Below are 25,500 nucleotides of genomic sequence, written 5' to 3' on the forward strand. Positions count from 1 at the left end.
AATCTAGTTCCAGCCAGCCGGTAAAGGCTCGGTGTGTAAAGTAACCAGGTGGCGAGTAGGACGGGTCATAGCCACAAACAAGTTACCTACGCTTTGTTTTCCGATATGGGCAGGCTCTAGCAAAATCACGCTGTCAAACTCTAGTCCCTTGGAAGTAACCGCATCTAGCAGGCAAACTCGCTCGCTAATCGGGTCAATGCCGACTCTAAACGGCAGTTGGGAACAGATATCGCGCAAGCCTGCAAAATCATTTTTCCCGCAAATCAAGGCGATTCGTCCTCGTCCTTTACCTAGTTGATTATCCAGATAAACGATTTCTTCCTTGATTACGTTTTCCAAAACAGGACTGTCAATAGCTGCTACTTGTCGAGTAACAAGACAGCCCGGATCGTTACGTACTGCCTGTACCGGATAGGGCGAGGGGCGACCGGCAGCGGCACTAACGCTCTCGGCTAAATCCATAATCTCCTTTGGGGTGCGGTAACACACCGTTAAATAGGCTTCTTCCTCCAAGGCGCTAGCCGCCGGACCTAATAGCTCCTTCCAGCCGGTTTTACCTCCCCAAATACGTTGGGCTAAATCACCTACTACCGTAAAAGAACGCGATGGGCAGCGACGTAGCAAACAACGCCAATCCATAGGGGATAGTTCCTGGGCCTCATCTACTACCACGTGTCCGTAAGTCCAGCTGCGATCGCGGTAGGCGCGCTCCGATAGAGCTATTTGCTCAACGCTTTCGCCAGCTCTACTGGCTAACATAGTTGCCGAAACGATTCCATCTCCCAGGCCTTGAGCTTCAATTGCTGCTTGTGCGCGGGAAAGCTCCTTTTCATGTACCTGCCGCGCTGCTTTTGTGGAACTGGAGGAGTTAGCGCTGGGAACTTCTCCCAGCAATTCTGCTAACTCATCTAATAGAGGTACATCGGCGGGGGTGAAATCCGCCGTTTTGGGGCGGTAGAGGATTTCTTGCTCTGCGAGCGTGAACTCCTTGGCGAAACGAGCAAGAAAAGCCGGGTAGGCATAGAGACGGCGTAGTAGGTTTTGCGCTGAATACGGCATCCAGCAAAGATTTACTGCTCGGCGCACATTAATGCTGGCGCGTATTTCTTCACGGACCAAGGCGCGTTCACTAAGATCGTCCCGGACAGTTTCAATCTCTTCTAGACCGGCCGCGCTGGCGGCGGAGGCTAACTGTTCGCGTTCTCGGCGGTTTTCAACATCTAAATACTGGTCAGTGAGAGCATCTAGTACCTGGGTAACAAAGATTTCCCGCGCCTGGTTATGGGGTTTAGCACTCAGGCGTGCATGTTTTATCGCTTCCCGCACGGTTTGCGGCGCTAACAACAGTTTTGTAGCCCCCACAGATATAGTTCGGGAGCAATCGGGTACTCTCTGCAGGGAACGCACTGCCTGTTTAATTAGTTTTACCCAGCGTAAATCGCCTTTTAAAGCCGCGATTTTTGGGTGCTCTGTTGCCTGGGCGCGAACCCCGGGCAGCAAAGTAGAAATGGTAGTGGATACCACCCCGGTTTCTCCGAGGGCGGGCAGTACCTGCTCGATATAGCGCAAGAAAGCCGGGGAAGGACCAACTATCAAAACTCCTGATTTTGCCAGACGCTCAGACTGTTCATAGAGCAAGAAAGCGGCGCGATGTAGAGCCACCGCAGTTTTTCCAGTTCCCGGTCCGCCTTGAATCACCAAAATCTGGGAGGTTTTAGCGCGGATTATTCGGTCTTGTTCGCCTTGAATAGTGGCGACAATATCGCCCATCCGTCCGCTGCGTTCTGCTTGCAATGCCGCCAGCAGTGCGCCCTCGCCTTGAAGCTCTATCCCTTCCTTGCGGGCATGGGAGATATTGAATGCCTCGTCCTCTAAGGAAATAACTTTCCGGCGATGTAAACCGATATGTCTGCGGCTTGCCATGCCCAGCGGGTGACGCGCGGTAGCCTGGTAGAAAGGGGTAGCGGCCTTTGCCCGCCAATCCATTAAAACTTGTTGGTGGTTGCGGTCTTGTAAACCTACGCGGCCGATATAGAGTTTTTCTCCCTCTAAAGGAGTTATTTGTCCAAATACTAGACGTTCTTCCACTCCCTCTAAACGGGCAGCTTGATCTCCAAGATGAGCAGACATCACGTCTCGTTCGGAACGGTTCTGGGGCGAACCGGTGGCGCCATGTGCCTCAATAGCGCGTTGTTGCTGGCGGTAACGAGTGCGGGTGTCATCTAAGACTTGGTAAATGCTATCGACTGCTGCCTGTTCGCGTGCCAGTTCTGCGGAATCGTTCAAGAGCGCCTTTCCTCCTGTAGAAAAAGTAGGCAACCATTCTAGCTGCTTTAGCTGAAAAGCCTAGAGATTGGGCGAGGGGGTATGCATGGTTTGCGTCAGCCAGGTAGGCTGGAATCAGAAAAGGAGGGTAGATGACCAAGCATAGCCGTTTTGTAATTCCCGGTCCGGCCTATGAGGACACTCAGGCTGAAGTGCTACTTTACGCATTTTCTGGGGCAATAGATGCTGGCGATATCGGGGGAATGATTATTGAACAGCTATTGCATGCTCTCCCGCATGAAGAAGTTGCTCGTTTCGCTCTGGAAACGGTTTTGGATTATCGAGCCCGTCGCCCTCGAATCACTATCGAAAACTGGACGATGACCGATATGCGTTATCCCAGTTGCACCCTAGAGCGAATCACCGACTATTCCGGACGTAATGTTTTACTGCTTAGAGGTTTGGAACCTGACATCAACTGGGAAGACTTTTCGTTAGCGATTTTTGAGGTCTGTAAGAAGATGGGGGTGAAGCAAGCGGTTGATTTGATGGGAATCGCGGCAAATATCCCGCACACTCGGATTCCTTTTATTAATCAAACTTCCCCGAATTCTGATCTGTTGCCTCCCCAAACCCAAATGCCGGGAACTTTTATTATCACCGCCTCTTTCGGGCAGTACTTGCAGATGCTATTCAAAATGATTTCCGTCAAAGCCCGAGGGCTGATTGTGGGAGTGCCATATTACCTAGCAGATGGGCAATTTCCTCCCGGTGCGGTCAGCGCGATTCAATATCTATCTGAAACTTTGAACCTGGATTTACCTTTGGGGGATTTGGAAGCTGCCAGCGCCCAGATGACCAAAGAAATAAACCAGCAAATAGAGGAAAACCCCGAAGCTAAAGAGCTCATCGAGAAAATGGAAGAACACTACGATGAGGCCTTAACTTCTCCTTGGGGAGAGCTACATCCGAAATCTTTGGCGGAGTCGGTAAATTCACGTTCCGGGGAAGCAATCGCAGAACGTATTGAAAGGTTCTTGGCAGAGGTAAATACGCAAGAAACTCCCGATAATAATGCTGACGGGCTTTTAGGGGGACGTGACGATTTGCTGGCACATCTTTCTAAAAAGGCCGCTTTGAATCAGCTGCTCCCCGACGAACCGAAGTTACCCGCTCGTACAGTATCCCCTGCCCCTAGCCGGGTGGATACTCCGGTAGAAGACGACAAGAGCCGGCTAGAAAGCCCAGATGGTTCGGTATCTGGGCAGCGAAGCCCCCAGGCAGATAAAGACGATTCCCTAGCGGTGCCGATTCCCAAGGGGCGGCATTTCCCACCGCGTCGCTCGCGTCCTCAGCAAACTGAAAACTCGCATTCTGCGGAAAAAATCGATATTCCCGCTCCGCCCCCTCCGCCTCCTAGTGGTGGTGAAAGCGTCACCGAAGATGATGCTCAAGGTGGAAACTGACGCTACCTGGACACTAGGAAGAGCTGAACGGTGAGTAAGTCCCCCTACTGCGCTGCCGCTAAACGCGATTGGGGTAGTGATGATAGCAGAACCGATATTTTGCATGTCGATATGGATGCTTTCTTCGTGGAAGCCGAGATTTTACGCAATCCCTCTTTGCGGGGAAAACCGGTGATTGTGGGGGGAAGTGGTAACCGCGGGGTAGTGTCTTCTGCTTCCTATGAGGCGAGGGCGCGAGGTATCCATGCCGCTATGCCGGTTTCTCAAGCTAAACGGCTTTGTCCGGAAGCGATTGTGGTCTCTTCGGGGCATGCTTACTATGCGGCACTGTCGCGAAAAGTGATGTCCCTGTTAGGGGAGATTACGGCGGTGATAGAGCAAATCTCGATTGATGAGGCATTTCTAGATGTTTCGGGGGCTAGGAGGCGTTTAGGCTCCCCGGTGCAAATAGCGCGGTTATTGCGAGGACGCATCCGCAGTGAGCTGTCGCTTCCCGCATCGGTAGGTATTGGTTGCAATAAGCTAATCGCGAAGATTGCTTCTGCCCATGCTAAACCAGATGGCATTCTGTTAGTACCGGACACTAAAACTTTAGAGTTCTTACATATGCTGCCGGTGGGGGCGATTCCCGGTATTGGCCAGGCTGCCGGTAAAAAACTAGAAAGTAAAGGGATTGAAACAGTTAGGCAACTAGCTGATCTAAGTATTTCCCAAATGAACTCGCTGTTTGGGAAAGCTATGGGGGTGCGTTTATATCAGATGGTCAGGGGGCAAGATTCCCGCCCGGTTGGCGCTGAACCCAAAGAAAAGTCGATTGGCACCGAAACTACTTTTTCGCTCGATGTGCATTCGCGCCAAGAAATAGCCTCAACTTTGCTTAGTCAGGCTCATCAATGTGCTGCCCGGCTGCGAGCAAATAATCTTTTAGCTGCTAACGTCACCATTAAGCTGCGAGCTGCCGATTTTCGTACCTGGACTCGTTCGCGTACCCTTTTGCAACCTACCGACGTTGCTCGCGATATTGCTCAGGCTGCCTTGGGCTTATTTGCGAAAGAAAAAATGCCGCATGGGGGAATTCGTCTAGTAGGGGTAACTACGAAGGATTTATCTGCCCCTTCTTCCGGGGTGCAAATGTCTTGGGACAGTGATGGGCGAGGACGGGCGGCAGAAATAGCAATGGATAAAATCCATCAGAAATTTGGTGATATTTCCTTGCTGCCAGCCACCTTAGTGGCTGTAGATAATCTTCGTGAGGTTTCGGGTTATGAAAGTGAATCTCGCTGAACTAGAGTTTTGTTTTATGCTGGTTAGTGTCAGCTAGGAGAGGAGTGAACTACTGTGGGACTGTCTGAGAAAGAAAAACAGATTCTGGCAGATATGGAACGTCAGTTTTCTGATGTCCAGGTAGCACCACCTTCCCAGGAAGAAACCTCTAATAGCGTAAAGACACAAAAAGTTAATCTTTCTCCCAAGCTGATAGCTGCCATGACGCTCCTGGTTGTGGTAGGGATAATTCTGTTGGTGGTAGGGATTTCTCTGTGGTCAATTTCAAAACTGTTAGCTGTGGTGATTGCAGTTTTCGGTTTTGTGGTAGTGCTCATTTCGGTAACCTTGCCGATGAATTCCCGCTTCGCTACTTTTGGGCTTAGCTCTGGCAAATCTGTCAAAAAGGGGCAATCCTCTTCCTCGGTGGCTGCTCCAAGTTTTAGGCAGCGTCAAGAAGATAAGTGGAATCGCCGCAATAACGCTGGCTAGCTAGAGGCTTTTACTTATCTTTCTTTTCCCCGCTGGTTTTGGGGTTTCCTTTTTCTAAGGTTTCAGCTTTCGCATCTTTTTCTGGCTGCTGTTTAGGTATTCACCTTTTGTAGTCAGTAACTCTCTTTTTTCCTCCACTGTGTCTACTTGCAGGTCAAATCAGATTTAAGCCTGAATTATTTCTAATCTTTTTGGGGAAACGCTCATTTTTTGTGTCTAAGTGGGGAAAAGTGGGGTAAAGTGGAGCTAACTGGCTGAAAAGGAGGTGGCGTAAGTGTTTCTCGGTACCTATGAACCGAAAATGGATGAAAAAGGACGCCTAATTCTTCCAGCTAAATTCCGTGATCAACTAGCAGGCGGTCTCGTTATCACCAGAGGTCAAGACCGCTGTCTCTACGTTTTTCCCGCTCAAGAGTTTGAGGAAATGTATCAAGAGTTACGCCGGGCTCCACTTTCCTCCCGCCAAGGTCGCAACTATGTGCGGGTAATGCTATCTGGAGCCTCAGATGAGATCCCCGACAAACAAGGCAGAATAGTGATTCCGCCCCAACTGCGCACCTATGCCGATTTAGGAAAAGAACTAGCCGTTATAGGCGCAGGTGCGCGCGTAGAAATCTGGAACGCACACACCTGGAACCAGTATCTAGCCGAACAAGAAGAATCCTTTTCTCAAACCGGGGAGGAAGTGATACCCGGAATGTTTTGACCTGGAGTACCTGGTCTCTTCCCGAATGCTCTGACACCTCTTCCCCGGTAGCAGATCGTCGGGGAGAGTCCTGGTTCTCCAAAAATCAGCCCTGTAGTTCCCACTTGTCCCGAAGGAAAATATGCCTAGACACGTAACTTTTACCCACCAGCCAGTGCTGGCTGAGCACTGCATCGCGCTCTTAGGGAAAGGTGTCGAACAAGCGGGAAAAAACGGTCGCGCCCTAATAATCGATGCCACCCTAGGGCTAGGAGGGCACAGTGAACTAATCCTAAAGACCTATCCCCAAGTACATCTGATAGGAATTGACCGCGACAAACAGGCGCTCGCTAGCTCTATGTCGAGATTGCAAAACTATTCCCAACGGTTCAAGGCAGTGCACGCCACCTATGACGCAATTGGGGCAGTCGCCAGTGCCTACAGCGACGATAAATATCCTTTAGCTGCAATATTGATGGACTTAGGGGTTTCTTCTATGCAACTAGATGATACCGCTCGCGGATTCAGCTACGCCCAGGATAGCGAACTCGATATGCGCATGGATCAAAGCAAAGGCAAGAGTGCCCGGGAGTTGCTTGCCGAGTTGTCGGGGGAGCAAATAAGTAAGATACTGCGCGAATATGGGGAAGAAAGATTCGCTACCCGCATCGCCCGCGCCATAGTAGAAAAACGCCAAGAAACGCCGATAGAAACGTCAAAACAGCTCGTAGAGATAGTGCGAGACTCAATTCCTGCACCTGCTAGGCGCAGCGGAGGCAACCCCGCAAAACGTACATTCCAGGCACTAAGGATAGCGGTTAATCAGGAGTTATCTATCCTCAGTGCCGCGGTGCCCACCGCTTTAGATGCCCTAGCTCCCGGTGGGGTGTTAGTAGTTGAAAGCTATCAATCCCTTGAAGATCGGATAGTAAAACAGGCATTTAGGCAGGTAGTGACCTCGCAAATGCCAGGGGGTATTCCCGTGTATAAACCCGCAGCTTTCGCTCTTTTAACCAGTGGAGCTGAAAAAGCTGAAGCCGCCGAAATCGAAAAAAACCCGCGCTCCGCATCGGTGCGGTTGCGGGCAATTCAGAAGTTGAGGATGCAAACCGAAAAGATTGGGGAACAAAATGCCTAATTTTGCAGCTGCCCGTCAGATATCCCCCAAGCGACCTAGGACGGTTCGCGCTTTTAACACCCGCAATTTGCGAGTAGTTGGGGAGGGTCAAACAGCCAAGAAGCGCTCCCCGCTGGTAGCAAAAATAATCGCTGCCGCATTGACTCTCGCTGCCCTAATAATTTCCCCCCTCTTAATAAATACGCAACTAGCGGTTATTTCCTACCAAATCCACGATGATCAGGTGCAGTTGGCGCAGATTAAAGAGGAGAATCAACGGGTGCGTTCCCAGGTAAACTCCCAATCTAGTCCTGAACGGGTGCGAGAAGCCGCCATGAAGAATGGTTATGTTCCCGCCGGAGAAACCGGCTACGTTACCTTGAAAACAGGGAAAATAGAGGGCGGTACCCCTCCTACCCAAGCTGCTGAGGAATAATATCGCATATGGTCAAGGGGAAAGCGGACTCTCGGAAAGCGAAGATATCATCTTCGCGCCCAAAAATAGCCAGCCCTAGAAAAGACAGCCTTTCTGGGAAAGATGGGTATATCTCTTCGTCCGCAAAAACTGAGACACTTGGCAGTAAGGTGGCTAGAAAACGCGGGCGATTACTGCTGACGATTGTGGTTTTTATCTTGACTATATGCGCAATCCGATTATTTGATTTGCAGGTGGTACAGGCTTCCTCCCTTGCCGAGGAAGCAACTAAAGCTCGCACCTCTTCAACCGAAATCGCCGCTAAAAGGGGAGATATCGTTGATCGTAAGGGAACCGTCCTAGCCACCTCAATTGAGGTATATAACGTGTCGGTAAACCAGCTGCTAGTTAAGAACTATATTCATCGCGAAGTTTTTTCCCCAGAGGGAGAAATAGTTACCGACAAATCTAAACTTCGCGACCCTCGCAACGAGAAGAAAATAGTTGGCACTGGAGCTGCGGAAGCAGCCAGACAACTTGCCCCCATATTAAAAATGGACCCGGCGGTTCTGGGGGGTAAAATGGTTGGTAAACGGGGATTTGTATATCTTGCGAAAAATGTAAGTGCCGAGGATTGGCGTAAAATCCGTGAACTGGGGATAGACGGCATCGATGGGGAACGCCGTTATCAACGTCAATACCCTAATGGGGCTACCGCTTCTTCGATTCTGGGATTTACCGATTCGGAAGAAGTCGGACAGGCCGGGATAGAAGCTACGCAAAATAAACAGCTTTCTGGCACTCCGGGTAAACGGGTAGCGGAGATTTCTCCCTCCGGGCAGATTATTCCCGGAGGAACCGATACTTTACAGGCAGCCAAACCGGGGAAAACCGTGCGGCTAACCATTGACGCTGACCTCCAAAATATCACCGAAAATATCCTTAATAAGCAGGTGAAAGAGTTTGAAGCTGCCTGGGGGACGGTAGTAGTTCAACGGGTGGGAACCGGACAAATTCTAGCTTTGGCGGATTCGGGAAATGAACCTCCCGAGACAGTTCGCAAACGTACTAATGGGACAACTGGTTCCCGAGTAGTTCAATACACCTATGAGCCGGGTTCTAGTGGAAAACTCGTCACTTTCGCTGCTGCCTTAGAACAAAAGAAAATCACCCCTCTAACTCCGGTAACCTCGCCCTATCAAATCACTATTGGCGGTCAAACCTTTAGAGATTCCCACTCCCACCCCACTTTGTCATTAACTGCCTCCGGGGTATTGGCTGAATCTTCTAACACCGGAACAGTTCAAATTGGACAAAAAGTTAGTGACCAACAGCGCTACCAAATGATGCAGTCCTTAGGTCTAGGGCAGAAAACGGGGATAGAGATGCCTGGCGAATCTGCCGGCATCATCGGCAGCCCCAAAAGTTGGGATGGACGCCAACGATTCACCACCATGTTTGGGCAAGGTATGGCCTGTACGCCGTTACAGATTTCTTCCCTAATCTCCACTATTGGTAATCAAGGGGTGCAGGTTATGCCCAGATTGGTTGAGGGGTATGCAGATTCTCAAGGGATTATTCAAAAGGCTAAAGCTCCGGCAACAACCCAAAAACTAGATCAAAATGTGGCTGCTACTTTAGTGCGAATGATGGAATCGGTTACTACCGATGAAGGTACTGCAAAAAAGGCGCAGATTCCCGGATATCGAAGTGCTGGCAAGACTGGTACCAGTGAGATTATTTCCAGTTCCGGAGCTTCTGCCGGGGTAGTGGCTTCCTTTATTGGTTTGGCTCCGGCGGAGAATCCCGAAATTGCGGTATCGGTAGTTATCTATAAGCCTAAATCTGGTATCTACGGCGGCGTTGTCGCTGGGCCAGTGTTTTCGCAGGTAGCAGCGCAGGCGCTCACTTTGCTAGATGTTCCTCCCTCAACCAGTAAGCCCCAGTTATATCCCGTGAGCGCGCACTAGCTATCCTTAGAAGAGAACCTATAAATAGGAGCGAAGATATGTGGACATTGGGATGGATAGCGCAGGCGTTAAACACTTCCTGCCAAAATCCCGACATCACCATCACCGGAACTGTGGTAACCGATTCTCGCCAGGTAAAGCCAGGGGATTTGTATGTGGCGCGCCGCGGAGAAAGTTCGGATGGACATGATTTTTTAGCGGCAGCTAAAAAGGCGGGGGCGGCGGCTGCGATTGTAGAGCAAGCACAGGCAGCCGAAACGGTTGGTATTGCCTATGTGCAAGTTCCGGAAGCCACCCGGGCTTTAGGTTGGCTAGCCCACCAACATCTAGCTTTTTTGCGGCAACAAAGTGGGGGCAAAAAACCGATTTGTGTGGGTATTACCGGTTCGGCCGGTAAAACTACCACTAAGGATTTATTGTCGGTGCTCCTTACTAAGCTCGGAAAGGTAGTTGCCCCGGAAAAGTCCTATAACAACGAGGTAGGGCTACCATTAACTGTGCTGAAAGCAGAGGAGGACACTGACTTTTTGGTGCTGGAAATGGGGGCTTCCGGTCTGGGGCATTTGGCGCTCCTAACCGAGATTGCCCCCTTGGATATGGCGATTGAGCTCATGGTGGGACATGCCCATCTGGGAGGATTTGGAGGGATAGAAGCGCTGGCTAGAGCCAAGGCGGAACTGCTTTGGGGGCTACGGAATTTTCCTGAAGAACGCTCGTTTTCCCTTAGTCCGGAGGCTGAGTGCGCTAAGCAGAGTTTCGCTGAAGATGGCTACCAAGACTCTTTTTCGCAGCTAACAGCTAAAACTTCCCTAGCTATCTTGAACATAGATGATGAAAGAGTGCGTCAAATGGCTCGCGGACAGGCGGTTCGTTATTTCGGGTCGCTGGAAACTGCTAATGATTTGGGGCTTTTTGCAAAGAGCAACGGGGTTTATGTCTCCCAGATAACTATGGATGGCAAAGGACGAGCCGAGTTTTTAATCACTCGCGGTAAAGAAAGCGTGAAGGTGAAGCTGGGGCTAATCGGGAAACATAATGTCTCTAATGCTTTGGCGGCTGTTACCGCTGCTACCGAGCTGGGGCTGGGTCTGCAAGATGCCGCCTTAGTCCTAGAAAAAGCACGTCCTCTTTCTGAACACCGCCTGGCAGTTAGGGAAATCGAATCCGATATTACGGTTATAGATGATTCTTATAATGCGAATCTTGATTCTATGCGCAGCGGGATAAAAACTCTGCAGACTTTAACGCAGGCAAAAGGACGAGGACGCACAGTAGCGGTTCTCGGGGAAATGTTGGAGCTGGGTGCAGATTCTGCCGAGCATCACCGCTTGGTCGGCGAGGCTTGTTTGGAGGCAAAAATAGCGGTTGTTATCACCGTAGGCGAGCAAGCAAAGCCGATTTACGCAATGGTTTCTGACCACGCCGAAGCCCAACACGTTGAAAATGCTGATAAGGCGCTTAGAGTAGTTAAACAGGTTATTTCTCCCGGCGATACGGTATTGATTAAAGGCTCAAACGGGTCGGGGGTTTGGCGTATTGCTGATGCACTAACAGGAGGTAGCAACGCCTAATGGTTCCTTTGGGGATAGCTCTTTTAACCTCCCTGGTGATATCGCTAGCCGGGACTCCGGTACTTATTCGTCTTTTGCGTAAACACCAATATGGTCAGTTCATTCGTAAGGACGGCCCTACCGCCCATTACACGAAGCGTGGCACTCCCACTATGGGCGGTTTGGTTATTATTTTGGCAACGGTTGGTGGCTGGATCAGTGCTCATATAGCTTCCTGGACTTTTCCATCCCCCTCAGGCTGGCTATTGATGCTGCTGATATTAGGTTTGGGACTAATCGGATTCTTAGATGACTATATTAAGATTTCTAAGCAGCGTTCCCTGGGTCTGACCCCTTGGGCAAAAATACTTGGACAAGTGGCAGTAGGCACCACTTTTGGGGTATTAGCTTTACTGTTTCCGCGACATGAAAAAAACGGAGTTTTAGTTACTCCGGGCTCTACCAAAATTTCAGTGGTACGTGATATTCCCGGACTGGATTTAGCTTTCGCGGGCATTTTCGTAGCCTTTATCCTGTTTGCTTTGTGGGCTAACTTTCTCATTGCTGCCTGGTCAAATGGGGTGAACCTGACTGATGGTCTTGATGGGTTAGCTTCGGGGGCTTGCCTATTTGCTTTCGGAGCCTACACCGGGGTTGCCACCTGGCAGTATTATCAGCGTTGTCCGCTGCAAAATGTGGCTCCCCAAGTGGCTGAGGCTTGCTATGAGGTTCGCGACCCGGCTGACTTGGCGATAATTTCCTTAGCCATAGTGGGAGCCTGTTTTGGTTTCTTGTGGTGGAATACTTCTCCGGCTCAAATCTTCATGGGTGATACTGGCTCTTTGGCGCTGGGAGGCGCTTTCGCGGGACTGTCGATACTGACCCGTACCGAGTTTTTGGCGGTAATTATCGGTGGTTTATTCGTGTTGATTGTGATGTCTGATGTGATTCAGGTGGGGGTATTTAAGCTAACCGGTAAACGGGTGTTCAAAATGGCGCCTTTGCATCACCATTTCGAGTTAAAGGGCTGGAAAGAAATAACTATTGTAGTTAGATTCTGGATTATTGCTGGTCTTTGCGCAATTGCTGGGATTGCCCTGTTCTACGCCGAATGGGTGGTTGCCATCAAGTGACTAATGAAATCTGGGCAGACCGGGTGGTCTGCGTTATCGGTTTAGGAACATCGGGCAGAGCCTGCCTTGAAGTATTGAGCACTTTGGGGGCGAAAGTTTGCGCTATTGATTCTCGGGAAGAAGCCCTAGATAACTGCGCTAGCGATTATCCGCGCTCCCAGTTTTATCAGGAGACTCAGGGGAACTGCGAGCAGCTTCTCGATAAGATTCAGCCCTCACTGATTGTGGTTAGTCCCGGAGTACCTCCGCGCCATCCGGTTTTTTCTTGGGCACAATCTCACCAGGTAGATTTATGGGGCGAGGTCGAGCTGGCTTGGCAAATCCAACAGACAGCTACCTTACGTCAAGACACCCCTTGGCTGACCATCACCGGCACTAACGGCAAAACCACCACGGTGCAGATGACTCGCTCTATTTTGCAAGCTGGCGGATATGAGGCTCAGGCAGTGGGCAATGTGGGTTCTCCGGTGGTTCTAGCTGCCGCAAATGCGAAAGCCCAGGTGTTGGCGGTTGAACTGTCCAGTTTCCAGCTATATACGGTTAAATCCCTGTCTGCCTTAGCAGCGGTTTGTTTGAACCTTGATGCTGATCATTTAGATTGGCACGGCTCTCGCGAGGCTTATGTACAAGCAAAAGCGCGGGTATATGAGCGTACAAAAGTTGCTGCCCTCTATAATCAACAAGATTGCCAAACATTGCAGATGGTACTGGATGCCGATGTTATTGCTGGGTGTCGCGCTATTGGTTTTACCACCGGTACTCCCGATATCTATCAGCTAGGAATTGTTGAGAATATGCTGGTCGATAGAGCCTATAGCCCCAATCCCCAAAAAGAGGCGATCGCGCTTGCCGGTCTGGGGGATTTCCACTACTACCAGGGGGAACCAGGGATTACCGTCCTTCAAGATGCCTTGGCAGCTGCCGGTCTTACCCGAGCCTTTGGGGTAAAACCCGAGGACGTTCGGGACGGGATACGCGCGTTCAAACCCGAGGCTCATCGGCGGGCTACCGTTGGGAATGCAGCTCAGGTTACCTGGATTGATGATTCCAAAGCCACCAACACTCATGCGGCAGCGGCTTCCTTAGCGGGTTTACCTCCGGCTTCGGTGGTTTGGATTGCGGGGGGAGACGCGAAAGGGCAGTCTTTTGACCAGCTAGTTAAAGACGTGGCTGCCACTTTGCGCGGGGTGGTGCTAATCGGTGAAGACCGCTCAGCTTTACGCACCGCACTATCCAAATATGCCCCGAAAGTTCCGGTGGTTGAGGTTAGTTCTCATGAGGACATGATGTTCTCGGTGGTTAATGAAGCAGTGGCACTTTCGCTTCCGGGGGACAAGGTGATTTTGGCACCTGCCTGTGCATCGTGGGATCAGTTCGCGAACTATTCTCAACGCGGTCAGGCTTTCGCTAAGGCCGTTGCCCGTTTGGAGGGATAGTTGTGGCTAGGCAAAAAGTTGTGGAGAACAATAGGGGTACACGACCGGGCGCCGCTGCGAAAGTAAAAGCCAAGATTCCTAGAATCCAAGTAAAGTTAGCGGATAGTTTTCATTCCGATAATCCCGATGGGAAGCGTAAACTGCTCAGGCTATGGAAATCCGTCACCCAGGCTCCCTTATTTAACTATCAGTTGTTATGGTTCTTAATCATTGCGCTTTCGGTAATTGGATTGCTAATGCAGTTTTCTGCCTCGGTAATCTTGGAGCTGTCGGCAGGAACTACGCCCTATTGGGGGATAGCGCGTCCTTTACTTATTGTGGCAATGGGTTTCGCTTTCATGGTTGCCGTTTCCCGTATGCCAGCTCACTATCTGCAGTTTCTTTCACCTTTTATCCTGTTTTTGGCAGTAGTCGGTCAGTTGGCGGTGTTTACTTCCCTAGGACGCGCCCAGGGCGGTAACCGCAACTGGGTTTATGTGCCCGGTATTAACCAGGTCTTTCAGCCCTCCGAGTTCTTAAAAGTAGCCTTCATTTTGCTGCTAGTTACGGTGTTCGCGAGCGGCAAATGCAAGATTGAATCCCTGTCTTCGCTGTTTATCTGGGTAGGACTACCTTTTGTGATGATTGCGGCTCTGGTTATGGCTGGTCACGATATGGGAACGCTGCTTATCTTCGTTTCTATTTTGCTTTGTGTGCTGATGGTAGTCGGGATTTCGATGCGTTATTTGACTGCCGGAATCGCCTTGTTGGGGATAGCGGCTTTAGCTGCGGTTTTGGTATCTCCATCCCGACGGCGGCGGGTATTGTCTTTTCTTAGTTCTGAACATGCAGACCCGATGGGTTCGGGTTTGCAACCACTGCGTGCCAAATGGGGGCTGGGAACCGGGGGACTGACCGGGGTGGGACCGGGCGCTTCTCGTCAGAAATGGAAGTATTTGCCCGAAGCCCATACCGACTTTATCTACGCTATTTTAGGTGAAGAGTTTGGGCTGTTTGGAACCCTTTTGGTGTTGCTGCTTTTCGGATTGTTGGCATGGGTGTTGTGTCGCTTAATCATTCATTCTTCCAGCCTGGCTACCCGGATATGCGCCGCGGGAACTTTAGGGTGGGTTATAGTACAGGCTTTAATAAATATCATGGTAGTAATCGGATTCTTACCGGTAGTCGGGGTGCCGCTTCCCCTAGTTTCTTCCGGAGGCTCTACCGCTTTAGCTACCTTGATACAAATGGGGGTGCTTTTGAGCTATGTGCGGTCAGAACCGGGGGTTAAAGAGGCAGCGGTCAGGCTGCCGAAATATCTACGCTCCAGCAGAGCTGTTAGCGTGAGGAGGAACGATGGGACAAAATAAATCGGTACTTTTGGCTGGAGGGGGAACCGCTGGCCATGTTAATCCGCTCCTGGCAGCGGCTGATGATTTGAAATCCCAGGGCTGGAAAGTCACCATTATCGGCACTAGAGGGGGCAAGGAGGCAGAGCTGGTTCCAGCTCGTGGTTTCCAATTGCATACCATAGAACGGATTCCGTTCCCGCGCCGTCCTTCCCTACAGTTTTTTACTCTTCCAAAGCGAATGCGCGCTAGCGTCAAAAAAATAGAAACCCTGATAAAGAAAAACCGGGTGGGTGTAGTTATTGGCTTTGGAGGATATGTCTCCACCCCCGCCTATTTAGCTGCGCGCCGGACAGGTGTCCCGTTAATTATTCATGAACAAAATGCGCGACCGGGTTTAGCTAACCGTTTAGGGGCACGTTGGGCAAAAGTCGTGGCTTTAACTTTTCCATCTACCAAACTGCGGGCTAAAGCGGGTAAAACTCTAGCTACTGGTTTACCGCTGCGTCCAGAAATAGCTGCTTTGGCGAGGGCGCGACAAAATAAAGCGGAAATGGAACGCCGGCGGGCAGTGGCTTTAGAATCTTTTGGTCTAGATTCCTCGAAGCCAACTTTACTGGTTACCGGCGGCTCTTTGGGGGCGCTTTCACTTAATCAAGCCATGCAGGCAGCCTTAGCGCATTTGCCAGACAATATTCAAGTTATTCATTTAACCGGTAAAGGTAAAGATGCGGAACTGCGTCAAGTACTGCCGGAGAGCTTAAAGCCGCGATATCGGATTCTTGACTACTTAATTGATATGGAAAGAGCCTTGGCAGCAGCTGATTTGGTGGTGTGTCGCTCCGGGGCGGGGATGGTAGCCGAGATAACAGCGCTGCGTTTGCCAGCTATTTACGTGCCTTTGCCAGTCGGCAATGGAGAGCAGCGTCTAAATGCCGAGGACGCGGTTAAATGCGGGGGAGCGTTAATCGTAGATAATGACAAGTTTGATAGTTCATTTGTTATCGAGACGGTGATTCCTTTGCTGCTATCACCACAACGTTTGGATGATATGCGCAGCGCATTACCCGCAGAGGGCATTGATGCTGCTGAAAAACTAACTAGAATCGCTGAGGAAATAAGTAAATGACCGAGACAAAATATCACTTGATTGGCATCGGCGGAGCTGGAATGTCAGTGGTGGCACAGCTATTTGTGGAACGTGGCTGGCAGCTTAGCGGTTCGGATCAAGCAGATTCTGCTAACCTGTCGAGGCTTAAACAACTGGGGGTTGAATGCTGGGTGGGGACTCAGCCGCAGAAAATCACCCCCGAGATGACTATTGTTTATTCCAGTGCGATTCGCCCTAGTAATCCCGAATTTGCTGCCGGTAAAGCTGCCGGTTGTAGATTTATGCATCGCTCCCAGGCACTGGCGCTAGCGGCAGCTGACCGTAAGTTTGTGGCCGTGGCGGGGGCGCATGGGAAAACCACCACTTCGGGGATGATAGCTCAGACTTTTTCTCAACTCGGCGCTGACCCCTCGTTCGCGGTTGGCGGGGTGGTCACCCACTACCAGACGGGTGCCCATTTAGGCACAGGAGAGTATTTTATTGCCGAGGCTGATGAATCTGATGGTTCTTTCCTGAATTACCGCCCCCAGCTGGCGATTATTACCAATATCGAGGCCGATCACCTCGATAACTATGGCTCCTCGGAACAGTTTGCGCGAGCTTTTTTCGATTTTGCACATTGCATTGAACCCGGTGGAACCCTAATTCTTTGTACTGATGACCCCGGTTGCCGTACCTTGCTAAAACAGCTTCGTCCTCAGGGGGACTTAGATGAAAGTTGCTCCCCTAAAATCCGGATACTGGGATACGGATTACAAGCACCTCCCGCCGGTTTGGATGACTTTTGCCTGGTTAAACCCCTGCTTGCAGAACCAAACTCTGTAAGTGCCCAGTTTAACCGAGGTCAGGAGACTACCACCGTTAGTTTGCCAATGCCAGGCGAGCATAACCTTTTAAACGCGGCAGCAGTATTTTTAGCCGCCCGTATCGCCGGTTTTTCGGCAACAGAGACTGCGGGTGCTCTTGCTGAGTTCGAGGGAACTGCTCGCCGCTTCGAGACTAAAGGTGAAGTAGGCGGGGTAAGAGTTATTGATGACTACGCTCATCACCCCACCGAGGTGGCAGCCTTGATGCGTCAATCGCGGGAAGCAGCCGGTAAAGGGCGAGTCTTGGTGGTATTTCAACCCCATCTATATTCTCGAACCAAAAATTTTGCGTCCCGTTTTGCTGCGGCTCTTGACCTGGCAGATAGGGCAGTTGTTTGTGATATTTATGGGGCGCGCGAAGATCCGCTCCCCGGAGTTACCTCCAGGATTATCACCGATAAAATGCAGCGCGGTAGTTATGTGGCAGATAAAGATGAAGCTGCTCGCCTTATCGCTAATGAGGCTCACGGCAGCGATTTAATCCTAACCGTGGGGGCAGGGGACATAACTAAAGCTACAACGGTAGTCTTGGCGGTGTTAAAGCAGAGGTTTTCGCAGTGAACCGCGAGAAGTCCGCTTTTGTTCGCCGCCCGAAAGCTACTGTGGTTTCGGGGAAAAAACCGGTTCGTCCTCGTAAAAGCAGAAATGAACTGAAAAGAGAGGACGGCGCAAATAAATCCGGGTCACAGTTAGCTACCCGCCAGGTTACCTTATCTTCCAAAGACAAAGGGGTGGTCTCTAGTGGGCTTGCTAAGCGCCGGGAAGAGCTTAAACAGGTAAAGCGCAGGCAGCGACGGCGGAAAATAGTTATCGGAGTGCTGGTAGCGCTGTTAGTGGGAACTAGCGGATATTTGCTGGGCTTTTCCCCAGTTTTTGCGTATGATTCCGCTAAAACTCGGGTGATGGGGGCAAACTCCCAGGTTACGACCCAGCAGGTAAAAGAGGAACTTGCTAACTATGCGGGTAGACCCTTGTTGCGTTTTCCCACCTCAGAGGCTGCTTCCTCGTTACAACGTGCTAATCCCTGGGTAAAACAGGCGAAGGTAAAACGAGAATTCCCGCGAGGAATAGCCGTTTACCTCACGCTACGTACCCCAGTAGCAAAAACAGCGCAAGGAAAAGTGGTTGATTTAGAGGGAAAGCTGCTGCCTGCCCAAGGTTTCGATACTTCTAAACTGCTAGAGGTAGCTAGTAGCTGTCCCCAAAGCGATATTGAAGATTGTCTAAAATCTGTAGCTCAAGTAGTGCAATTTCTCCCCGCAGAAATAAAACAAAAGATAAAAAGCGCTCAGGTAGCTCGTTTAGATAATGTGGAGCTGCAATTGCAATCGGGAGCAAAAGTTATCTGGGGTAAAAACGGTGATAATCAGAAAAAAGCACAGGTATTAACGGTGCTTTTGCAGCGCGCGGGCAGTATCTATAACGTCACCGATTATGCGCATCCCACTATTTCAAATTAGCCCCGTTTTCCCAGGTTTTTAGGGGAAACCTTGGGGGTAATTGAGCCGGATGGGGAGGGCAGCGAGGCGATTCCTACTTGCGGTGAGGACCGGTTGGCAAACTTGATTGCGAAATCAGGGCTAGCCCTGAATGCGGTAGGCTTTGAGAAGGAACTGAAGGGAGAAAAAGTAATGACTCAGAGCGCTAGCGATATACCGGCATATCGATACACCGCCCAGATGGCGGGGAAAATCGAAGAAAAATGGCAAAAATACTGGTCGGACCAGGGTACTTTTTATGCTGACAACCCGGTTGGGTCTTTAGCGGGTCCGCTTGCGCAAAAAGAGTCTTTCTTTGTAATGGATATGTTCCCCTATCCCTCTGGTAAAGGGCTGCATGTGGGACATCCTCTTGGTTATATCTCTACCGATGTCACTGGTCGTTTCCAACGAATGCAGGGCAAGAACGTCCTCTACACCATGGGCTATGACGCTTTTGGTTTGCCCGCGGAACAGTATGCGGTAACTACCGGGCAGCATCCGCGCAAGACTACCCGCGAAAATATCGCTAATATGCGCAGACAATTGGCTCGGATTGGGCTCTCTCATGATGAGCGGCGTTCTTTCGCTACCATTGACCAGGACTATTACCGCTGGACACAATGGATTTTCTTACAGGTGTTTAACTCTTGGTATGACGTGGACGCTCCTCGCCCGGATGGAGGACGCGGAGCCGCTCGTCCTATTAACGAACTAATCGAGAAGTTCGCCAGTGGGGAAAAATCGCTGCCGCACGGTAAGCAATGGGAAAACCTCAGTGCCAAGCAGCGTGAAGATATTCTTGAGGATTACCGGCTAGCATATCTTTCCTATGCCCCAGTGAACTGGTGTCCGGGTCTGGGAACGGTGTTAGCGGACGAGGAAGTAACCTCCGAGGGGCGCTCTGAACGCGGTAATTTCCCGGTATTTCGTTCTCACTTGCGGCAATGGATGATGAGGATTACTGCCTACGGAGATCGCTTAATCGAAGATTTGGCGACTTTGGATTGGCCGGAAAAAGTGCGCACCATGCAGGAAAACTGGATTGGTCGCTCCCACGGGGCAACCGTATCTTTCCGGGTAGGCTCGCGGGAGCTAAAAGTTTACACTACTCGCCCCGATACCTTGTTTGGAGCTACCTTTATGGTGGTAGCTCCCGAACACCCGCTTTTAGCGGGACTGGGGCAAAGCGAGCTTGCCGAGGGCGAGAGCGCGATTCCTGCCCAATGGCCCCAGGATACCCGCGAGGCTTGGACGGGGGGATATGATAATCCGCGGCAAGCGGTACGCGCCTACCAACAACAGGCAGCTGCCCGCAGTGAGCGTGAACGCGGCGAAGATGCCCGCGAGAAAACCGGGGTATTTACCGGTTTATTCGCCACTAACCCGGTCAATAATCGCCCGATTCCGATTTTCACTGCCGACTACGTGATGATGGGCTACGGTACTGGCGCGATTATGGCGGTTCCCGCTCATGATCAACGTGACTGGGATTTTGCGAAGAAGTTTGACCTGGACATTATCTACACGATTACTCCCGCGCCGGATGCGGATAAAGATGCTGCCTGGGTTGGGGATGGGGTCATCCAGAATTCGGCTAATGACCAGATTAGCCTTAATGGATTAGGTAAATCCGAGGCAATTGGGAAGATTACTTCTTGGCTAGAGGGCGCGGGATTGGGTAAAGCTACTACCACCTATCGCCTGCGTGATTGGCTATTCTCCCGCCAGCGCTACTGGGGAGAGCCTTTCCCTGTGGTCTATGACGAGGACGGCGTGGTGCACGCCCTTCCGGAATCCATGCTGCCCCTGGACTTGCCGGAGGTAGATAATTTCTCTCCGCGCACCTTTGCACCTGACGATGCGGATTCTTCCCCTGAGGCTCCCTTAGGGCGAGCTGGGGACTGGGTTAAAGTCCAGCTAGACCTGGGGCAGGGCAAACAAACCTATTATCGGGACACTAACGTGATGCCTAACTGGGCAGGTTCTTGCTGTTACGAGCTGCGCTACCTTGATCCGGGGGAGAAAGATTTCCTGGCTAAGGCGGAAAATGAGCGTTACTGGATGGGTGCTCGAGCTGGAGCTACTACTGGCGGCACGGACCTATACGTAGGAGGAGTCGAGCACGCGGTTCTGCACCTGCTCTATGCGCGTTTTTGGCACAAAGTGCTCTATGACCTGGGGCATCTTTCTAGCAGTGAGCCTTTCCATAAGCTGTTTAACCAAGGCTATATCCAGGCCTATGCCTATACCGACCAGCGGGGAGCGTACGTGCCCGCCGCCGAAGTAGCCGGTGATGAAGGCAGTGGCTTCACCTACGAGGGGCAGCCGGTTAAACGCGAATACGGCAAGATGGGTAAATCCTTGAAGAATATCGTTACTCCAGACGATATTTGCGACGAATACGGGGCCGACACTTTCCGGGTCTATGAAATGTCGATGGGACCGCTGGATATGTCGCGGCCGTGGGAAACCCGGGCAGTGATTGGTTCCCAGCGTTTCTTACAGCGGCTATGGCGCAATGTGATTGATGAGAACACTGGGGAAGTAACCGTTAGTGAGGACGCACCCGATTTGGAAACTCAGCGTGCCCTGGCCAAGGCGATTGCGCAGGTAACCGAAGACTACCGGGAAATGCGTCTTAATCTGGTGGTTTCGGATCTGATCGTGCTTAATAATCACCTGACTGCGCTGAAAGCGGTTCCTCGGGAAGCCGCGGAAGCGTTGGTATTGATGATTTCTCCGCTCGCTCCCCATATTGCCGAGGAGCTTTGGAATAGGCTGGGGCACTCTTCTTCGTTGGCACGCGAGCCTTTCCCGGTAGTAATCGATGAATCTCTACTGGTAGAAGAGGAAATCACGGCGGTGGTACAGATTAACGGCAAGGTGAAGTACCGCTTGCAAGTACCGCAATCTATTTCAGGCGAGGAGCTAGAAAAACAGGCACTGGAAACTGAAGTGGTGCAGCGTGCTCTTGCGGGCGGTCAGCCGTTAAAGGTGATTGTGCGCGCTCCTAAACTGGTGAATGTGGTAATCCCGAAGAAATAGGACGTTCTCAGGGTATTATTCCTCAAGGTTTTATGTCCCCCGCAGATTCAGGTCGCTGAAAATAGAAGGAGAACTTATGAGCCCGGAAACTTGGACTTTGCGCTCCGGTAATGATTGCTTGGTTGTCTCCCCAATGGGGGCAACGGTTTTAGACTGGCAAGTCTGTGACCTGCGGGCGGGGGACAGTGCTCAACAAGTGGCGGGAACTGAAACCAAGGAAAGTGCGAAAGCTAGCTCCTACTGGGAGGATGGCCTAGCTGATAGTTCGGGCGTTAGCGCCTATCAAAGTGATTACCGAGCAGACAGTGCCCCTACCTGTCCTGGGTGTGTGCACGTCCTCGATGGGTATCGTAGCCAGGACGAAGCGCGCCAAATGGATGGTTTTCGCAACGCTTTGCTAGCTCCCTGGTCAAATCGGATTCGGGATGGAAAATACTGTTTCCAGGGAAAGGAATATGATTTTAAGGGCGAAACTATCGGCGGGGAACTGGCTTTACACGGCTTAATTGCCAATCAGGTATTCGAGTTGATTGAGCTAAAACCAGATTATTTGCGCGCCAAAGTTAGGGTACCAAAGCTTGAGGCCTATCCCTTTGAGGTAGAAATAGAGGTTACCTATCAGATTAGCTCTTCTCCTCACCGGCTCAGTCTCGATATGGTGGCTCATAATAAAGGAACAGGTGACGCGCCGATTACTTTAGGTTGGCATCCCTATTTTCTTTGCCCCACTGGCAGAGCTAAAAACGCTAAGGTTACGATTGCGGCTGAGAACCTAGTGGTAACTGATGAACAGCTGATTCCCCTAAGGGGGCAAGCGGCTTTTTGTGCCCAGGAATCTCCGGTAATTCTATATGGGCGAGGAGATTTTGACTGTGCCTATACTTCGCTGATTCCTAAAGACGGGGTTGCTTGGGCAGTCCTGGAGCATCTAAATGGGTCGTCGACTGTGCTGCAAATGGCTGGGGCAAAGCAGGGGCAGGGTTTGGCTTCTTTCCAAGTCTATAGCGCTCAAGATTTGCTGAATAGGGCGGGCGAATCGATAGCGGTGGAACCGTTGCTAGCGATGACCGATGCTTTTAATCGCCCGGAATGTCAAGATTTGGTTACCGTTTCCCCAGGGTGCTCACAAGAGATGCATGTGTGCATAGAGCACCATATGTAAGGCTAACTACCTTTTAGTTGGAGCGTCGGCTAGGACAGGCGAACCTAGTAGCACCGATAAGAATAGCTGCTGTTTAATGCTTGAAAATAGCTAAATAAAATCTCATTAAATGGCTTCAAAATAATCATGTATTATAAATAAGAATACCTAGAAGGCTGTAACAACTCAGGGGTCTTTACCCTTTTGAACTGTGGGTTTAGCTCATTTATTCGTTTTTTTGATTTCGATTTCCTCGTATAAAAGTTAAGTATTTGTTTTCGGAATCTTTAGTCATAAAACTGGCCGTGAGCGAAGTGATAAATTCACGGATAGTGATAACAACAGTCACATTAGCAACGATAGTGGAGCGATGTGCTTGTCCAAACGAGGTGGAACTTAACTTTGCGTGGAAGCGGTAAGGGAAGAAATCTTAAATGGTATTTCGTGATGCCGATTCTATTGACTGCATCATTGGTGCTGTTAAATCTGGGTGGTCAGCTGACCTTGGCGTGCGCATTAGAAACTGGACAAAGTAATCCAGTTAGTCATAGCGCAGCAAAAGCTAATACTATCAGCTCCCCACAAACCTTAAGTGTCGTGGGACAACAAGTTAGGAATGCGGGAAAGGCTCCTAATAATTGCGGGCAAGGCGTAAACAGTGTTGCTATAAAAAAACGACAGGTAAATCTAGTTTTAGATGATTCTGGCTCGATGTTTTCAAATGGTGGAAATACCCCTCTTGACCGCTGGTCTAATGCAAAGTACTCCCTCGAAGTGTTTGCGGCATTACTCGGGGAGCAAGACAATATGAATATCTATTTGACCAGCACCTATGCTAAAGGTGGCTCTGGACCGGTAGTCCAGCTGGCAGGAAAAGAAGCTGCCAGCTCCCGGGTATCAAAAATTCATAATATGGTGATGCAAGGCGGAGATACCCCCTATGCTCCAGTTCAGGCTGCTGCTAAAGATTTGTCAGCTTCTGACGCTGGGGAAAAATGGCTAGTCGTCCTGTCAGATGGCGCCTTTAACGATCGTAATTCCCAAACAGTACAAAACGACTTCAATCAGTGGGCAAAGGAAAATACCAATGAAAGTAGCGCGCTTAAAGTAGCATTCTTGGCAATGGGCGATAAAGCGCCTCAAATTGCTTCTTCGAGTGCGGTTATTTTTGATCAAGCCCCACAAACTAAAGATTTATTAACTAAAGTAACGCGTTTTGCAAACCTAATTTTTGCTCGTGATGTATTACCCCAAGACAGTGCGAGTTCAATTAAATCTGATATTGATATAGAAGAATTGACCATTTTGGCTCAAGGCAAAGATGTCAAGGTTAATGAAATTAAGCTTGGTTCTGCAGTGGCTAAACCGGAATCGCAAGTAGAAGTCAAGTGGGCAAATAACGCTGATGTCGATTTCGGGGCTTCAAAGGTTAAAGCGGTTCCCAATAGTGAACTAAATGGCAAAGTGGCAACATTTAGTAAACTTCCTGCTGGTAATGGGGCTGTCTCCCTAGATGGGGTGCAAACTGTGGAAGTATTCTATAAACCCTATGTCTCATTCGGAGTGCAGCTATCTGATGCAAAAGGAAAGCCAGTAAAAAGTGGCGAAATTGTAGGAGGCAAGTACACCGTTAAATACGGCTTTATGGATAAGAAATGTAACTTTATAGATAAGTCACCACTCTTGGGTGATGTTCAATACAATGCAAAGGTTATTAATAACGGTAAAGTTGTAGCCGATAATTTTGCCAGCGGTGATCAGGTAGAGTTAAGTGCCGGTTCAACCCAATTTAATGTTAAAGCTAAATATCTAAGCGGTAGCACTTCTGAAGCTAAAATCAACTTACAGGTCTATCGTCCCGCGCCTCCGGCGGGTATTCAAGGCAGTAGTCAGACCTATCAGGTCAGTAAGCTAAATGATTATAAGATTCCCGATGATGCCATAAAAGTGAAATATGGGGAAAAGAAAGACGGCAATATTATTTCCTTCCCCGAGGCGGAGTGGAAACAAATAAAAGATAGCGATATTAAAGTTACCTCCCCAAAAAGAATGGAGTTTGCGGTAAAGAAAGGTGATAAGAACGGGGAAGTGTTCATACTGCCTAAAGCACCCAATGGAGATATCTATAAGGCAGATACTGGGAATATGCCGTTACATATAGAAGCAAAACATAGTTATGAAAAGCAGCTAAGTAAAGCGGTGTTTGATACTTCAATTAATGTAAAAAATGATATATCTCTCTTAGATCGTATAAAAAACTGGATACTAACTCAAGGATGGAAGTGGTTGCTTTGTTTACTAGCTCTGCTTCTAATTATGGGGTATATATTTAAACCCCGTTTTTCCAAGAGAATTGTTTCATCGCCAAAAGTTAATATCAGTGACGATAATTTGGTTTCACTAGGTTCAAATAAGGGCAGCGGAAACTTTGTTAAATCACGTTTGCGCAGAGCATTACCTTTCGTGGCTGATACCGCGAGTTTTAGGTATGTGCCGCGAGGTGTTTCCGGGTTCCCTCCTATGAAGCTAAAGGCTGCGCGAAAAGGACGTATCAAAATATTGAATTGGAAAGCCTTGGCTGCTCGCGAAAATATGTCAGTAACTATCAACGGAAGAAAGCTGGATGTAAAGGATAAAACTCATCCAATGTTTAATGTGAATAGTAAAGTTAAATCAAGTATTGCGGGTTCCGGAAAAAGCTATTCTGCAAATCTTAATATAAAAAAGTAAATAACT

General features: G+C 49.9%; 18 protein-coding genes. 17 read left to right on the top strand and 1 reads right to left on the bottom strand.

Annotation, left to right across the window (positions count from 1 at the left end; genetic code table 11):
* Positions 1-3 precede the first annotated feature (3 nt).
* Positions 4-2,286: a HelD family protein gene (locus tag PG728_RS01355; protein WP_270625292.1), complete on the bottom strand. Its 2,283-nt coding sequence runs from the start codon at positions 2,284-2,286 to the stop codon at positions 4-6.
* 131 nt (positions 2,287-2,417) lie between these two features.
* On the opposite strand from PG728_RS01355, the gene PG728_RS01360 reads away from it, so the two are divergent.
* The 17 genes from PG728_RS01360 to PG728_RS01440 all read left to right on the top strand — a co-directional run bounded on the left by PG728_RS01360 (position 2,418) and on the right by PG728_RS01440 (position 25,494).
* Positions 2,418-3,731, top strand: a complete 1,314-nt coding sequence (locus PG728_RS01360) for a PAC2 family protein (RefSeq protein ID WP_270625294.1) — start codon at positions 2,418-2,420, stop codon at positions 3,729-3,731.
* 30 nt (positions 3,732-3,761) lie between these two features.
* Entirely contained in the window at positions 3,762-5,015 is a 1,254-nt protein-coding gene (dinB, locus tag PG728_RS01365; RefSeq protein WP_072509896.1) for a DNA polymerase IV, read from the top strand.
* Between the two features lie 54 nt (positions 5,016-5,069).
* Complete coding sequence (locus tag PG728_RS01370; protein ID WP_270625296.1) at positions 5,070-5,486, top strand: DUF3040 domain-containing protein; 417 nt, start codon at positions 5,070-5,072, stop codon at positions 5,484-5,486.
* Positions 5,487-5,760: 274 nt separating this feature from the next.
* Positions 5,761-6,192, top strand: coding sequence for a division/cell wall cluster transcriptional repressor MraZ (mraZ, locus tag PG728_RS01375; RefSeq protein WP_072509894.1), 432 nt, complete (start codon positions 5,761-5,763; stop codon positions 6,190-6,192).
* Between the two features lie 121 nt (positions 6,193-6,313).
* On the top strand, positions 6,314-7,309 hold the full coding sequence (gene rsmH / locus PG728_RS01380; RefSeq protein ID WP_270625298.1) for a 16S rRNA (cytosine(1402)-N(4))-methyltransferase RsmH: 996 nt from the start codon (positions 6,314-6,316) through the stop codon (positions 7,307-7,309).
* Positions 7,302-7,724, top strand: a complete 423-nt coding sequence (locus tag PG728_RS01385) for a hypothetical protein (protein WP_270625299.1) — start codon at positions 7,302-7,304, stop codon at positions 7,722-7,724. Before rsmH ends, PG728_RS01385 begins: the two co-directional genes overlap by 8 nt.
* Positions 7,725-7,873: 149 nt before the next feature.
* Positions 7,874-9,673, top strand: coding sequence for a peptidoglycan D,D-transpeptidase FtsI family protein (locus PG728_RS01390; protein ID WP_270625300.1), 1,800 nt, complete (start codon positions 7,874-7,876; stop codon positions 9,671-9,673).
* Between the two features lie 38 nt (positions 9,674-9,711).
* Positions 9,712-11,244: a UDP-N-acetylmuramoyl-tripeptide--D-alanyl-D-alanine ligase gene (locus PG728_RS01395; protein ID WP_072509892.1), complete on the top strand. Its 1,533-nt coding sequence runs from the start codon at positions 9,712-9,714 to the stop codon at positions 11,242-11,244.
* Complete coding sequence (gene mraY, locus PG728_RS01400) at positions 11,244-12,356, top strand: phospho-N-acetylmuramoyl-pentapeptide-transferase (protein WP_072509891.1); 1,113 nt, start codon at positions 11,244-11,246, stop codon at positions 12,354-12,356. Before PG728_RS01395 ends, mraY begins: the two co-directional genes overlap by 1 nt.
* The gene (murD, locus tag PG728_RS01405) at positions 12,353-13,792 is read left to right on the top strand and encodes a UDP-N-acetylmuramoyl-L-alanine--D-glutamate ligase (RefSeq protein WP_270625303.1); all 1,440 of its coding nucleotides are present in this window, start codon (positions 12,353-12,355) and stop codon (positions 13,790-13,792) included. Before mraY ends, murD begins: the two co-directional genes overlap by 4 nt.
* Before the next feature lie 20 nt (positions 13,793-13,812).
* On the top strand, positions 13,813-15,141 hold the full coding sequence (locus PG728_RS01410; protein WP_270625304.1) for an FtsW/RodA/SpoVE family cell cycle protein: 1,329 nt from the start codon (positions 13,813-13,815) through the stop codon (positions 15,139-15,141).
* Complete coding sequence (murG, locus tag PG728_RS01415; protein ID WP_072509889.1) at positions 15,128-16,249, top strand: undecaprenyldiphospho-muramoylpentapeptide beta-N-acetylglucosaminyltransferase; 1,122 nt, start codon at positions 15,128-15,130, stop codon at positions 16,247-16,249. The genes PG728_RS01410 and murG overlap by 14 nt, the downstream gene beginning before the upstream one ends.
* Positions 16,246-17,658 carry a UDP-N-acetylmuramate--L-alanine ligase gene (gene murC / locus PG728_RS01420; protein ID WP_270625306.1) on the top strand — a complete coding sequence of 471 codons (1,413 nt, stop codon included), beginning with the start codon at positions 16,246-16,248 and terminating at the stop codon, positions 17,656-17,658. The genes murG and murC overlap by 4 nt, the downstream gene beginning before the upstream one ends.
* Complete coding sequence (locus PG728_RS01425; RefSeq protein ID WP_270625308.1) at positions 17,655-18,557, top strand: cell division protein FtsQ/DivIB; 903 nt, start codon at positions 17,655-17,657, stop codon at positions 18,555-18,557. Before murC ends, PG728_RS01425 begins: the two co-directional genes overlap by 4 nt.
* A 171-nt stretch (positions 18,558-18,728) precedes the next feature.
* Positions 18,729-21,623 carry a leucine--tRNA ligase gene (locus PG728_RS01430; RefSeq protein ID WP_270625360.1) on the top strand — a complete coding sequence of 965 codons (2,895 nt, stop codon included), beginning with the start codon at positions 18,729-18,731 and terminating at the stop codon, positions 21,621-21,623.
* Between the two features lie 76 nt (positions 21,624-21,699).
* On the top strand, positions 21,700-22,785 hold the full coding sequence (locus PG728_RS01435; protein WP_270625310.1) for an aldose 1-epimerase: 1,086 nt from the start codon (positions 21,700-21,702) through the stop codon (positions 22,783-22,785).
* 381 nt (positions 22,786-23,166) lie between these two features.
* Positions 23,167-25,494: a vWA domain-containing protein gene (locus tag PG728_RS01440; protein ID WP_270625311.1), complete on the top strand. Its 2,328-nt coding sequence runs from the start codon at positions 23,167-23,169 to the stop codon at positions 25,492-25,494.
* The last annotated feature ends 6 nt before the right edge of the window (positions 25,495-25,500 follow it).

It is taken from the genome of Varibaculum timonense, from assembly GCF_027694345.1.
Taxonomy (GTDB): Bacteria; Actinomycetota; Actinomycetes; order Actinomycetales; family Actinomycetaceae; genus Varibaculum; species Varibaculum timonense_A.

Excerpts from the sequence above, each read along its gene's own strand:
- PG728_RS01360 (WP_270625294.1), top strand. The coding sequence starts at position 2,418 with ATGACCAAGCATAGCCGTTTTGTAATTCCCGGTCCGGCCTATGAGGAC.
- rsmH (WP_270625298.1), top strand. The coding sequence starts at position 6,314 with ATGCCTAGACACGTAACTTTTACCCACCAGCCAGTGCTGGCTGAGCAC.
- PG728_RS01385 (WP_270625299.1), top strand. The coding sequence starts at position 7,302 with ATGCCTAATTTTGCAGCTGCCCGTCAGATATCCCCCAAGCGACCTAGG.
- PG728_RS01395 (WP_072509892.1), top strand. The coding sequence starts at position 9,712 with ATGTGGACATTGGGATGGATAGCGCAGGCGTTAAACACTTCCTGCCAA.
- mraY (WP_072509891.1), top strand. The coding sequence starts at position 11,244 with ATGGTTCCTTTGGGGATAGCTCTTTTAACCTCCCTGGTGATATCGCTA.
- murG (WP_072509889.1), top strand. The coding sequence starts at position 15,128 with ATGGGACAAAATAAATCGGTACTTTTGGCTGGAGGGGGAACCGCTGGC.
- murC (WP_270625306.1), top strand. The coding sequence starts at position 16,246 with ATGACCGAGACAAAATATCACTTGATTGGCATCGGCGGAGCTGGAATG.
- PG728_RS01430 (WP_270625360.1), top strand. The coding sequence starts at position 18,729 with ATGACTCAGAGCGCTAGCGATATACCGGCATATCGATACACCGCCCAG.
- PG728_RS01435 (WP_270625310.1), top strand. The coding sequence starts at position 21,700 with ATGAGCCCGGAAACTTGGACTTTGCGCTCCGGTAATGATTGCTTGGTT.